This is a genomic window from Nitrosospira multiformis (assembly GCF_900103165.1).
Classification (GTDB): Bacteria; Pseudomonadota; Gammaproteobacteria; order Burkholderiales; family Nitrosomonadaceae; genus Nitrosospira; species Nitrosospira multiformis_D.
In genome coordinates, this window is sequence record NZ_FNKY01000001.1 from 2298229 (window position 1) to 2311381 (window position 13153).

General features: G+C 52.4%; 13 protein-coding genes. 4 read left to right on the forward strand and 9 right to left on the reverse strand.

The genetic code is table 11. From position 1 onward, the window contains the following. Positions 1-76: 76 nt before the first annotated feature. The gene (locus BLR00_RS10335; protein WP_074632288.1) at positions 77-2467 is read right to left on the reverse strand and encodes a hybrid sensor histidine kinase/response regulator; all 2391 of its coding nucleotides are present in this window, start codon (positions 2465-2467) and stop codon (positions 77-79) included. A gap of 206 nt (positions 2468-2673) precedes the next feature. On the opposite strand from BLR00_RS10335, the gene BLR00_RS16380 reads away from it, so the two are divergent. Both BLR00_RS16380 and BLR00_RS10340 read left to right on the forward strand, forming a co-directional pair. Next, positions 2674-2898: a hypothetical protein gene (locus tag BLR00_RS16380; protein ID WP_143007645.1), complete on the forward strand. Its 225-nt coding sequence runs from the start codon at positions 2674-2676 to the stop codon at positions 2896-2898. Between the two features lie 225 nt (positions 2899-3123). After that, positions 3124-3543: a hypothetical protein gene (locus BLR00_RS10340; RefSeq protein WP_074632290.1), complete on the forward strand. Its 420-nt coding sequence runs from the start codon at positions 3124-3126 to the stop codon at positions 3541-3543. 270 nt (positions 3544-3813) lie between these two features. Here BLR00_RS10340 and BLR00_RS10345 read toward each other — a convergent pair whose 3' ends face one another. From BLR00_RS10345 to BLR00_RS10360, 4 genes are all read right to left on the reverse strand, one after another. After that, positions 3814-4257 carry a VOC family protein gene (locus BLR00_RS10345; protein ID WP_074632292.1) on the reverse strand — a complete coding sequence of 148 codons (444 nt, stop codon included), beginning with the start codon at positions 4255-4257 and terminating at the stop codon, positions 3814-3816. A 59-nt stretch (positions 4258-4316) separates the two neighbouring features. Continuing rightward, complete coding sequence (locus BLR00_RS10350) at positions 4317-4742, reverse strand: YciI family protein (RefSeq protein WP_074632294.1); 426 nt, start codon at positions 4740-4742, stop codon at positions 4317-4319. A 217-nt stretch (positions 4743-4959) separates the two neighbouring features. Continuing rightward, positions 4960-5445: an SRPBCC domain-containing protein gene (locus tag BLR00_RS10355; protein WP_074632296.1), complete on the reverse strand. Its 486-nt coding sequence runs from the start codon at positions 5443-5445 to the stop codon at positions 4960-4962. Beyond that, a complete protein-coding gene (locus BLR00_RS10360) occupies positions 5429-5779 on the reverse strand; it encodes an ArsR/SmtB family transcription factor (RefSeq protein ID WP_074632298.1) in 351 nt (116 codons plus the stop codon). The genes BLR00_RS10355 and BLR00_RS10360 overlap by 17 nt, the downstream gene beginning before the upstream one ends. Positions 5780-6260: 481 nt before the next feature. Between BLR00_RS10360 and BLR00_RS10365 the strand changes: the two genes are divergently transcribed. After that, entirely contained in the window at positions 6261-6818 is a 558-nt protein-coding gene (locus BLR00_RS10365) for a phytanoyl-CoA dioxygenase family protein (RefSeq protein ID WP_074632300.1), read from the forward strand. Positions 6819-6923: 105 nt separating this feature from the next. Here the strand turns inward: BLR00_RS10365 and BLR00_RS10370 are convergent, their stop codons facing one another. Together BLR00_RS10370 and BLR00_RS10375 are read right to left on the reverse strand one after the other, a co-directional pair. Beyond that, positions 6924-7202 carry an XRE family transcriptional regulator gene (locus BLR00_RS10370; protein WP_074632302.1) on the reverse strand — a complete coding sequence of 93 codons (279 nt, stop codon included), beginning with the start codon at positions 7200-7202 and terminating at the stop codon, positions 6924-6926. 283 nt (positions 7203-7485) lie between these two features. Next, the gene (locus BLR00_RS10375) at positions 7486-7743 is read right to left on the reverse strand and encodes a hypothetical protein (RefSeq protein WP_074632304.1); all 258 of its coding nucleotides are present in this window, start codon (positions 7741-7743) and stop codon (positions 7486-7488) included. A 532-nt stretch (positions 7744-8275) separates the two neighbouring features. Here BLR00_RS10375 and BLR00_RS10380 point away from each other — a divergent pair. Continuing rightward, the gene (locus tag BLR00_RS10380; RefSeq protein WP_074632306.1) at positions 8276-8611 is read left to right on the forward strand and encodes a four-helix bundle copper-binding protein; all 336 of its coding nucleotides are present in this window, start codon (positions 8276-8278) and stop codon (positions 8609-8611) included. A 392-nt stretch (positions 8612-9003) separates the two neighbouring features. Here the strand turns inward: BLR00_RS10380 and BLR00_RS10385 are convergent, their stop codons facing one another. Together BLR00_RS10385 and BLR00_RS10390 are read right to left on the reverse strand one after the other, a co-directional pair. Next, positions 9004-9498, reverse strand: coding sequence for a PepSY-like domain-containing protein (locus tag BLR00_RS10385; RefSeq protein WP_074632308.1), 495 nt, complete (start codon positions 9496-9498; stop codon positions 9004-9006). A gap of 613 nt (positions 9499-10111) precedes the next feature. Further along, positions 10112-12916: a hybrid sensor histidine kinase/response regulator gene (locus BLR00_RS10390; RefSeq protein WP_074632309.1), complete on the reverse strand. Its 2805-nt coding sequence runs from the start codon at positions 12914-12916 to the stop codon at positions 10112-10114. Positions 12917-13153: the final 237 nt, after the last annotated feature.

Below are 13153 nucleotides of genomic sequence, written 5' to 3' on the forward strand. Positions count from 1 at the left end.
CCATCCTATCGAAAACCATACAGCGGTATTTATGTAGATGATCTGCCCTGCACCTCCTCCGAATGCATGGGAAATATCACTCCTTCCTGCCGTGTTCTTCTATCAACGCCAGCAATTGTTTGAAATCGATGGGCTTTGTCATGTGGACATCGAACCCGGCCTCTCTTGCCAGTTTCTTATCCTTTTCCTGGCCCCATCCCGTGGCCGCAAACAGACGCATATTCGCACCCCAGGGTGCCGATCGAATTTGGCGCGCCACTTCATAGCCATTGAGATAAGGCATGCCGATATCCAGCAATGCGATATCGGGCAGAAATCGTGCCGCCGTCTCCAGCGCCGCACGGCCATCGTGAACGGCAGTTGTTTCATGCCCGCCGCGTTGCAGCAACATCGAGATTGCGGTGGCCGCCGACGTATTGTCGTCTGCAACAAGAATCCGGTATTTTGCCTTGAATGCATGAGCTCCAGAATCCGGAGCTGGCTGCGTCATCCCTGAAGGAGATATCTGCGCGGCGATCTCCGTCGGCTTTGCCAGCGGCAGCCCGACGCGAAAAGTACTGCCCTGCCCAAGCCCCCTACTCTCGGCACGGGCCCAGCCACCATGCAGCGCGACAATAGCGCGCACCAAGGCAAGTCCAATGCCCAATCCGGCGGTGGTTCGATCACTTGTGGATTTTCTCTGTGAAAACATACCGAATATTTCCTCGGTAAACAACGGATCGATTCCAATACCGTTGTCCGTAACGCTTACTACGATGCCTTCGGCGGCTGTATTGACATCCAGGGTGATCCTGCCTCCGGGGTTGGTATATTTCGCGGAATTGGCCAACAGATTGGTGAAAACCTGGGTAAGCCGCATCGGGTCGCCATAAACCACTACTGATGAAGGGGGCTTCGTTACCGATAATATGTGATGGGCCGTATCGATATGAGGCCGCATGACCTCCACAGCGGCGTCTATGATCGAAGCCAGCGTCACGCACTGCTTATGAAGCGTCATTCGTCCCAGCGACAAGCGCGAAATATCCAGAAGATCATCCAGGAGAACCTTCATGGCCCTGCATTGACGCTGTACGATCCGTATGGCTTTTTCGCGCTCCCTGCTGCCCAGATTGGGTGATTCCATTAACATGGCTGAGCTGTCGATCGCTGCCAAAGGATTGCGCAACTCATGTGAAAGCGTGGCAATAAACTCGTCTTTCCGCCGATCCGCCTCCTGCAGTTGCTCGGTTATGCGCAGGCGCTCGATAAAATCGGAGGCCTGCCGCGCATAGAGATCAAGCATACTCAATTCGTGTTCGGCCGGGGTGCGAGGCAAACGGAAATGTGTGGTGAGCATGCCGAGCGGCTGACCATCGCGGCTAAACAGGGGTGTGGACTGGACAGCCCTGTAACCCGCCTTATCGGCGGCTGCGCGGTAACCCGCATAGCGTTCGTCCGCCCGGACATCCTCGATCATCCACCGTTGCCGGCTGGCCAGCGCGCGGGAGCAAGCGGCGTCTCCATCCGCATCGACAGTTTTGAATTGATCGAGAAAATCCTGTTCAAAGCCGTGGTGAGCAGCAATGGTCAATAACTTGTTTACCGGGTCATACAACTGAACAACACCCATGTCGGCGCCAAGCAAGACCACGGCCGCTCCCAATATTTCTCTCAGTGCGGCCGGCAAATCGGAGGTATCAACCAGACGCGAACTGAGCTCGTGCAGACAATTAAGGGAAGAAATCTCGGCTTCAAGCTGGTTCTGGGCGTTTCGCAGCGCCTCCTCGATCTGCCCCCGTTCCCGGATTTGACGCCGCAACGTTTTATTGACATGTGACAACGCCATGGTGCGCTCGTCCACTCGCTTTTCAAGCAAGTCGCGCGCATCCATACTCTTATTAATGGAGCACATAATGTGATAAGCCGCAGAGGCAAAGCGCGACAGGCTGGTCATCAGACGAACATCTTCTCTGTCGAATTTGCGCTCGATTGAGTGCTGCATTACCCAAACGGTACCCACGGGCTTGTTCCCATCATGGAACGGCAGGATCAAAGCTTCCATTATCAGTGGGTCCATGCTCTTCAGCGGGGTGAAATAGCTGCCCGGTTCCAGAAACAGAATTGGCGAATTCTGCTCCAGGACAATACCGCACGGGCTTTCGGCATAAGGTATCCGGGCTCCCGCATTTTCCGCGAACGACCCGGCACAGGCATGCCAACGGAAGGCTTTACCGTCGGATTCGAGAATACTGATGCCGGCGGACCCGGCATGACACAGCTCAAGGGCGATCTCCGCCAGTTTCTGCAAAAGATTGCGGGGCCGGTTCGCAAGCTCATCGGCCAAGATCACGAGCGCGCGGTTTTCAGCCTCGAAATCTTTAGTACGAGATGGGCGCTTCAACAGAAAATCCATTCCGAAGGCTAGCTCCGGTGGAAACCGGGATGAATCGAGCGGCGGCAAATCACTACGATCATTGTTAATCAATTTTCACCTCCTGGCCGAATATTGCCCGTTGGGAAATACTATTTTTTACAATGTCGCCCTTTTTGTATTTTGTCAGTTTCGTTATATACCCAGGCTGAGGCTCGCTTCTGTGCGGAAGCGCGCATAATAAAAGCCGAAACGGAGAGGCAATCAAAGAAAATCTGCCTTGGCCAGATGGCTTCGGTATCTACAGCGGCGATCTGCCGGTGGGTGGTTCAGCCGACGGCAGCATTGTGATATTCGACTTCGCTACCTCTACTGCGATCGATTATTTGCGCGACATAAAACCCGATGTCATATCGATAGACGGATTATGGGATTGCAATTCGGCAATGGCACGAACCTTGGCGAGGCCGATGCATTTTATTTCGTGGTGGGGCAGGAATCTGACTAACCTGGCTATGCCGCTTGGTAGCTTTGAGCGGCGATAGACATCCGGCTGCAACATTTAATCATGCGCATGGCTTAGGTCAGTAGTATTTCGGGCTTGAAGGGTGATTAATGCGCAGCATGCCATCAATTCAATCCTAATCCCTGCTTTATCAATGGTTCTTTCTAAGGGAAACACTTAGTAAAAAACCAAGGTTTCCCTAATATACGGCGGGTATTGACTAAGCTAGGATGCAATCATATTAATCCTAATAGGATTTGCAATCATGAAAACAAAACTTGGAAATGTCTTCGCAACGTTGTCCATGATTGGTCTGCTGGTTTCGGCAAGCTCATCGGTCGTTGCAGAGCAGTCGATCGACACTCCGGAAATTCGCGCTGCCGCTCGACATTCCGTCACCCGCGGCGATCATGAATCTATTGCAAAATACTATGAGAATACCGCTGCGCAGATGCAGGCAAAGGTAAAGGAACAAAAAGCGCTGCTGGAGCAATATGAAAACAGGAGCTATCTCTACGGCCGGCAAGCTCAAGACCTTCAATCGCACACTTCGGCGTTGATCCGCGATTATGAAAAAGGCGCGGAAGACAGCATACGAGCTGCAACCCTGCATCGACAAATGGCTGCCAAGATAAATCAAAATCATGCAGCCACGCAGCTGACTGAGTCCGCTACCGGGTTGTAACACTCCGGTAGGACCAATCGATCACGCTCTTGACCCAAGAGAGATTTCCGCAAACGAGTCAATTGCCCGGTGCTTTATGCGCCGGGCAACTTTTTATGCCTGCTGCGGTACCGCATGCTCGGCTTTCTTCCTATCCTGCCTGATGCTCGCATCCCAAAACGCATTGCCTAAATATCGATTAAATCCTTGAACACCCCGAATTAAGATAGTTTAAGGGAGTTATCCACAACCTTGTCCAGCTGAGATGTGGATACTCCAAAATGGGAATTCTCACGGCTCCATATAAATCATCCATGACACGCCAAAACGGTCGGCTACCATACCGAAGCGTGGCGAATAGAAAGTTTTAGCCAACGGCATCTGCACCTGCCCGCCCTCGGCCAGCGCAGCGAATAGCCGGTTGGCCTCGGCCTCGCTGGAGACGATGAGCGACAATGAGAAACCCTGGAAGCTCGGCTTTCCCTGGCAGTGACCGTCGGAAGCCATCACCGTGGTATCACCGATGCGGAAGCTCGCATGCATTACCTTATTTTCGGAACCAGCAGGAGGCATACAGGATTCACCGGATTTTCCGGCTTCGCTGGATTCGGCTGGTGCGGGAGGCGCGTCCTTGAAGCGCATGAGCATCGTCACCTCGGCACCGAGTGCGCCACGATAGAACTCCAGTGCTTCTTCGCACCGGCCATCAAAGAATAGATAGGTTTGAACTTGCATGATGTCTCCTTTCAAGGTTGTAAGTAAACTTAGGGAACGTCCATTCAGCCGTGATGCGACTACTGTCTGCCGGCTATCTGCGCACGCATGCGCTCTTCCGACTGCCTGAGCTCGGGCGTGAATTCGTCACCGAAGTCCTCTGCCTCGAATACCTGGCGAATCTCGATCTCGGACTCCCCTTCAAGAGGATTGGGACAGCGCTTGACCCACTCGATCGCCTCCTCCTTCGATTTCACCTGGAACAGCCAGTAACCGGCAATCAGTTCTTTCGTCTCGATGAAAGGCCCGTCAATTACGGTGCGTTTGTCTCCGGAAAACTTGACACGGGCACCCTTCGAGCTCGGCTGAAGCCCTTCGCCCGCGAGCATCACACCGGCCTTCACCAGTTCCTCGTTGTACTGCCCCATGTCCGTGAGTAGCTTCTCGCTCGGCATGACGCCTGCTTCTGTGCTTTTGTCAGCTCTGATCATTACCATGAATCGCATTGTTGCACCTCCATTTGGTTTCGGGTTGGGAGCCAGGCTTCCCGGACGAACTCGGTGGGATAAACCAGGGCTCTATCTCTATGTCGAACGAGGGCCCGCGAAATCGACAAGCCGAACGGTTCTTTATTATGAATTGTCCGGGTAGAACCCTGCCATGGCTTATCGAGGCTGATTTTCACCGTCTTGCAAAGATAACTGAGTTCAGCCGCTTCTCACTTCATTTTCCGTGTCTCGACACCTGCACCAGATAATCGGCAAGATTATCAAAGGACTCGTTCCAGCCTCCCTCATGCGAATCACGATTTTCGACCGATTTGAAGATTGCTTGACGGAAGACTTGCGTTGTCTTGCCGTCGTGCTCGGTGAGACTTACCGTCACCAGCGTTTCATGATCGGGTTTGCCTTCCGCATCCTCCCAGGTATGAGTAAAGACGAGCTGCTCCGGTTCCACAATCTCCCGATAGAAACCTCGAACCCAATAATCTTTGCCCTCCGGAGAACGCATGCAGACCCGCCAGGCGCCTCCCGGCCGAATGTCCGACTGGTGGAAAGGCGTGGTGAAACCGCGCGGACAGCACCAGTGTGCGAGATGCTCAGGCTGAGTCCAGGCCTTGAAGACCAGGCTGCGTGGTGCATCGAAGATGCGAGTGATGACGAGTATTCGTTCCGCCGATGCCGCGGCGGGCTCATTTTTTTCGCTCATATTTCTCTCCTTTATCTTGCAACTCGAGTAAGTAATCGTCGAGGCGGTGAAAACTCTGCTCCCAGAAGAGCCGGTAGTGCTCGAGCCAATCTGTCGCTTCCGCGAGCGGCTTTGCCTCCAATCGGCAAGGTCGCCACTGTGCCGAGCGGCCACGAACGATCAACCGGGCGCGCTCCAGCACTTTGAGATGCTTGGAAACAGCGGGCAGGCTCATTTCGAAAGGCGCGGCCAGCTCCTTGACGGAGGCCTCACCCATGGCGAGGCGAGCCAGGATCGCCCGCCGGGTAGGATCGGCAAGCGCGGCAAAGGTATTGCTGAGTTGATCAGGCAGCATAAATATTAAACCGGATGGTTAATTAACCTGATAGTAAAATAAACTTTTGGAAAGATCTTGTCAAGCCACCATTCAAATATGCGGCATATTTGCCGGAAGGATCACTGTTTACAAAAAGGTATGAGCAGAGAGCGGGTCCCATTCCTACTTGGTCCACTCAGGGACGCGGATTAACAATACCTGTAATTTCTTACAGCTATTCAAGAAATACATTTTATTGTCCAATGGCTTGGTCGTTCAATCTCTGACTCGGCACATGGGTGGAGAGCGTGCCGATGCCGCTATCGTTTGTTTAGCTGGCTCACTCGCTTGGCTTGCTGATCGGCTTAATGGCGGCTGCGATAGTCCGGGGTGTTTGAGGTTGAAGTAGTAGTAATAGGCTTGGAGGAAGAGGAAGAACCCAAGAAGAAATAACCGGGTCATGGCCCTGCCTGGTTTTAGGCCAGACAGGGTCTTATGCCTTCCAGTTCGAATACTTGCCATGAATTTAGCCGTTATCAAATACGATACCGAAAAATATGATTTTCGCGCATGGGCTTCGTCTGTGCTGGGCTTTGAACCGCTAGAGAATATTCATGAGCGAGCCGATTTGAAAGCTTATGAGGATGTGGCCGCGCAAATCAATACTTGCCGTGACGAATTGACCAGCGGCTTTGGCCATTGCAAGCCAATTTATATGGATTTCATTCAATCGGTCATCGCACCGTTTTACGGCGGCATCAATTCATACCAGATTCCGCCGTCTTTCCGTTTTCATTTCAGCGGAAAGGGGAGTAGCGCCTTTCACCGGGATAGGGATTACGGTGTCAATCCCGGTCATCTCAACGTCTGGATACCGTTGACACAGGTCCGAGGCTCCAACAGTATCTGGATTGAAAGCGAAGAGGGTCTGAGCGACTTCTCACCAGTCGAACTTGAATATGGCCAGGCACTGATCTTCGACGGCCCCAATCTCTGTCATGGTAGCGTCTTCAATGACACCCCTTCCTCTCGTGTCAGCATGGATTTCAGATTTTCTCCATGCCGCGCTCGGGACTAAGGGAACGTCATATTTTTTGCCTATGACAAGGTGATCTATCTGTTCAGGTCGATCACTTACTGGCAGTTGGCAACACGTCTTTGGCTATCTGGAATTAAACTGCGGTTACACCAGCTCGATTTGTATTTTGCGCCCTACCAGGGTGGCGGCGCGTTGCAGGCTTGATAGCGTTACATCGCTGGCCGGATTGAGCAGGCGATCCACCTGCGAGCGGCTGGTTCTCAATAACGTGGCCATCCGGCTTTTGGTAAGCGACTGCGCCTTCATTGCCTCCACGAGTTGCCAGGCGATAACTTCTTTGATGGCTCTGGTTTGGACTTCCTCAAGAATGCCTTCCTCTTCCAGGAAATCATTGAGGGTTGATCCGATATGCGTGCTGTTCATTTTTCCAGCTCCTTACTTTCATCGATGCTCATCACCATAAGTCTTTTTCCGGATACGAAGCATAATCCGCCGCTTCCGCCATGGTCGCGCTGGCAGGCACCAATCCGTCCAAGGAAGCGGCCTCACCATCAAATTGAAGGTCAAGCGAGGGTAAAAAGTATTTGTAGATCATAACGCTAAACTAAAAATGAGTGATCAGCCGCTGGCTTCAGAACTATGAACGACAGGACTCCTAAATAAGCCATCGGACTCCGGGAATAAATTTCTGCAGAAATTTCATCGTTTAATGAAGACTTGCCGGAATGCCGGAAAAGCGTGCCATCAGTCCGTTGGCATCGATACCCGCTCTACCAGCCATATATAACGCCGCCTGGATATCAAGACTATCGGATGCGGGATGCAGGACAAGCAGATGAAGGTGATGGGCGATTGCCGACCGTGTGACAGGATCGGGAGGGCACCGCCGTTTGGCGGTAAGCCATGACAAGGCTGCTAACAGCAGACTGACCGAAGGTTTATGCTCGTCTTTGGAATTTCGCATATTCGAGTGATCTGAGGCGCATATCCACCGGTTTATCAATGGTTAAAGTCTGGCGCACGGCCAAGAACTGGGTTACGGATCATCCTGCCGTGAGACACAGATCTTCAATTATGACCCGTGAATTTATTGCCCGAACCATGCTATCAGCAATACTAAACGATAATGATAATGATTGTCAATTAGATTAATGCTGCCCAGCTCAACCCTGGATAATCCATTAGGTTGCGAAATGATGGTGAGACGGGCTGCGAGACAACTTTGCCAGTTAGGAGAAATCTATAGTTTGGACTATGGACGCCGGGCAAGCGGCAAAAATGATCGTAAACTGACCGCCAGTGCTTGCGTAGACTCGACGAAGCTGCCTGATGGATTCTCTTTGGTTGGATTCAGCCTTGGTAACTTCTTATGCTGGTTTCCGCACAGACCTGGGTATGAAGGGGAAGTATATTTTCCACTGGGGCGGACCGCTTCGCTGTCTGGCTTCTAGCGAAGCCAGACAGCGAAATCGCCAATCAATCAATAAGGAGATCCCATGAATACTGAATACGATATGCAATCATGTATTGAGGCGTGCACGAATTGCCACCAGACCTGTCTGGAAACAGCCATGAACCATTGCCTCGAAACAGGCGGCAAACACGTTGAGCCCGGGCATTTCCGTCTAATGATAAACTGCGCCGAGATTTGCCAAACCTCGGCCAATTCCATGCTGAGTGGCTCGGATTTCAGTAATCAGGTCTGTGCAGTTTGCGCGGATATCTGCGAAGCCTGTGCCGACAGCTGCGAGGAAGTCGGCGGCATGGATGACTGCGTTGCAGCCTGCCGCAAATGTGCCGGGAGTTGCCGTGAAATGTCCGGCACAAGCTGATCGGACGTAGGGCTAGGGTGATAATGCAAGGTCGCGCCAATAGGACTTTTACAGCATATCCTTTGAACATGCACGCCTAGAAAGTGAAATCGCGGGTGCCCTGCACTGCCCAAAAATCTGACTTACACAGTCCCCTAACATCGGTCAAGTGGCGCGGTCCCTCTCCCGAATGTTCGTTCGTAATGTCTTTATGCGGCGCGGACCCGATATAGGGCCTTCACCTTTTCACGAGTCTCCTGTATTTTGGTAGCATGATCTTATATTTATTTTTCGGACCTTTTTCTCTGCGTCTCGTGGGCGACGATCCCACCTTCATCACTTATCGATTCGCTGGCTGTCGGGATATTGATCTGCTTTACTTTCCAGGGAATTCTCCATGACGACTCTCAGTTTTAATCATCAATCTTGATAAGTTTGCCATTTTCACCAACCTCAATCTCCAACTCCTTACCATCGCGCCTCTTTACCTTGGCTTCGTAAACGGTCACCAATTTTCCATCTTTTGTCTCCGTTTCCTTCTCGATCTTCTCAATTTTTCCCCCACCCGCGTGTTTGGTTATTGTCTTTTGAACAGCGGCAGGAACCTGAGACCATTTTATCTTCTCCTCCTTTTTGATAAGTTTGCCATTTTCACCAACCTCAATCTCCAACTCCTTGCCATCGCGCCTCTTTACCTTGGCTTCGTAAACGGTCACCGATTTTCCATCTTTTGTCTCCGTCTCCTTCTCGATCTCCTCAATTTTTCCCCCACCCGCGTGTTTGGTTATTGTCTTTTGAACAGCGGCAGGAACCTGAGACCATTTTATCTTCTCCTCCCCGCCGGCGAAGCTGGAGGTGGCATATGCCATTGTGATCGGAAGAGCGATTAATAAAAGCGCTTTCTTCATGGCGGCCTCCTGAATAGTCAATATATGTATTAAAAAATATCTACAAGTCATGCAAAGTTGTGGCTTGTGTAATTTTTAGCGTAGCAAGCTGACAGCGCGCTGACATACTATACTATGCATCTTTCCTGACGGAGCACGGACGGTAGCGGGTGGTTCAAGCATCAATAACGCTTTACTCACTTCGCTGTTGATTTTCGATTTCTCAAAAGGTACATATACCAGGACAATGACCGCAGAGATAGCGTCTGGTGAACTCTCCTTATTTCTCTGTACGTCAGCCTCAAGTATCCATACATAACAAGGAAAAATTTAAACCAGATCTAACAAGAATGCCTCAGCGTGACTTGCTTGATTCGGCATAGTAAAGAATATTTCAAGTCAAAGCAGCAGAAGCAGCCTGTTTACGCCCTCTATGGGCTCCCCTAAGCAGAAGGGGGCAGGACGATATGTAACGAAGGAAGTTGAGAAGCAACGCTGTTCTTGCCTGCCTCAACCGGGCTGGTAACCCTACCTCAGGGACAAGGATGATCCGATCCTGGAGTCTTCCTCCCATCGCTCGGGATTTTCTAACATGATGCGGTGAAAATATCCAGGCTCGACCTTGCTACTGCCCCTATAGTGAAGCAATCAACTCCTTCAGGAGCTTGAAATCCACCGGCTTCGTCAGATGATGATCGAAGCCGGCCTCCTCAGACTGACGGCGATCTTCTTCCTGGCCCCAGCCAGTCAGGGCGATCATCTTGATATCGTCATATTGTGGTTGCTCGCGAATACGGCGCGCCACCTCGTAACCATTCATTCCCGGCATACCGATGTCCATCAGGATCACATTTGGCTGGTAATCGGAGAGCGCCGCCAGCGCCGCCAGGCCGCTATTGACAACCCGGACGTTAACGCCTATTGACTCAAGCAACATGGAAAGAACTTCGGCCGCGTCATGATTATCATCGACCACCAGTACGCGCAGGCCCTTCGGCGGAAGAGCCGCTTTCTCCGGCTCGGCACTTTTTCCGCGAGCGGATACCTCCGACAAAGGCAGACGCACAATGAATTCGCTGCCTCGATCCTTCCCTTCACTTATGGCCTCAATGGCGCCGCCGTGCATTTGCAGAAGGCGGTAGACCAGGTTGAGTCCGATACCCAGACCTTCCTGCGCACCGATACCGTTGCGGCGCTCCTGCGCAAACATATCGAACAGCCGAGGCAGCATGCCGGCCAGAATACCGATACCGTTGTCGCGCACGGATACCACGGCACTATTGCCTTCCTGGCGGGCAGTCAGCCAGATCTGTCCACCCGTTTTGGTGTAACGGACCGCGTTGTTGAGTAGATTGGTAAACACCTGCTCCAGGCGTACGATATCAGCGAGAACAATTAAAGGCGCTTCGGGAATAAATACGCTCAGTTTATGCTCCTTTTCGTTAATCAGCGGCATGCTCGCTTCCACCGCATTGCGCAGTACAACAGCCAAAGCGGTTGGTGTGGGCCGCAGCTCGATTTTTCCGCTGGTGATGCGTGATATCTCCAGCAGATCATCTACCAGCCGGATCATATAGTTGACTTGCCGGTTTATGACTGGCAGCAGGCGGGGAAGCGCCGTAATCCCGTCCGGCCGCGCGATGAGCGCCAATGCGTTGGAAATTGGCGCAAGCGGATTGCGCAGTTCATGTGCCAGCGTGGCCAGAAACTCATCCTTGCGGCGGTCGGTTTCGCGTAAGGCCGTTTCCGCATTGACGGTATCGGTGATGTCTATCGATATGCCGACATGACCCGCATACTCATCGGTAGCGGTAAACCAGGGCAGCGCGTAGGATTCCAGCCAGCGCCATTCACCCTTCGCGGTCTTGATCCGCACCCGCTGCCGAAAACGCAAGCGATCGCACAACGCCTGTTCGAACGCCGCCACATAGCCTGTTACGTCATCGGGATGAATAATCGAATGCCAGCCGGTATGCATCAAATCTTCCGCAGCGACTCCAATTATCTCCACAAACCGCTGATTAACATAAACATTATTCCCCTGCGCATCTACCTGCCAGATTAGCGCTGGCGAAGCTTCCGCCATGGCGCGAAACCGTGCTTCGCTCTCGCGCAGACTCTGTTCGACGTGCTTGCGCCTGGTTATGTCAATCACATATTCAACACCCTCATGTTTGCTGATCTGCTTCGCGGCGAGCAAGGCCCACCAGCGCGAGCCATCCTTACGGAAGAATTCCTTTTCATAGGGGGTGGTGCGCCCCGTAGCCTTGAACTCCTCGATAGCCCGCAGCGAAACCGAAATCCATTCCGGCGGTGTCATCTCATCGCAGCGCAACCGTCCCGCCCTCTCATCCTCGCGGCTGAAGCCGCTCATCGTCAGAAACGCATCATTGGCTTGGGTAATCTGGCCTTCCGTATCCAGGAAAATGATGCCGACCGTATCGATTTCCAATGCGCAGCGAGAACGTTCCTCGCTTTCACGCAATGCGTTTTCGGCGCTTTTGCGTTTTTGCACGTGTGCGGTAACGTCAATGCCATGGCCCAGAATGTACTGGCAGGCGCCATGTTCGTCGAAAAGAGGCAGGTAGCTGACGTCGACAAAGCGCTCTTCCGATTGTCCGCCCGGTGTGCGTATGACTTTCACCGGCTGTTCGAATCCCACGAATGGCTCGCCGGAGGCCATTACCTGGATGAGGCTGTGCTGGATACCGTCGTGCGCCGCCTCCGGAAGCGCTTCGAAGGCCGGGCGGCCGATCAGCTCGCGGTGGCCGACAAGTTGATAGAACGCCTCATTGGCAAACTCAAAAACGAACTCCGGCCCCTTGAGTACATACAGGAATGATGGCGCGTTACGAAATACTTCCTCGAACAACTGAATCCGTTTTGCCTGCAGCGCTCCATACAGACGGATACGCTCCGCTTCGAGCGCGCGCGTACGGACCAATTCGGTCGTCTCGTTTATCGTTACCAGCACCCCCCCCGGCATACTTGTACCCATGCCATCTCCATGATTGGAGACGTCGCCAGGGATGGGGCTGTAGGTAAGCCTGAAAAAACCCTCTTTAAGTATCCCGCTGCGTTTAACGGTGAGTGGTTGATCATCGAAAATAAACGATTCGCGCCGCTGCATCACCCCTTCGCAGATCGGCGCGAGGAAATCTCTCACTTCCGGCCAGAACTCGGTGACTGGCTGGCCCAGGCAGGCAGGATGCTCGGTACCCATCCAATCCCGGCAACGGTCGTTATAGATCTGTACGAGTTTCGGCCCTAAAAACAACATGGCGGGCGACGGTAACAACAGTACAATGTTGATCGCAAATTTGAGATTTGACGGCCATGTCTGGATCGGCCCCAGGCCTGATTCAGTCCAGTCATGGGCATGGATGATCTCGCCCATTTCGCTGCCGCGCAGCCAGTCCGGGATTTCCGGCTTATTCATGAATATTCATTCCTGTGCTTCTGATGAAAAGTTTCTGGTGATGGTTATGACACAGGAGATAATGCTTCCGTGAACCGTTCTCATTTCCTGCTCAGATTAACACAATTATACGTAATATCCCTCCTCGATCGTGCGGAGAAACGCCGGCTACGATGCCTCATTGACCGGAATGTAAATAGGGTTATACTCCGGGAAATAGTTAAGGATAGGGATGATCCTAAATCTGGTAGTTGACCG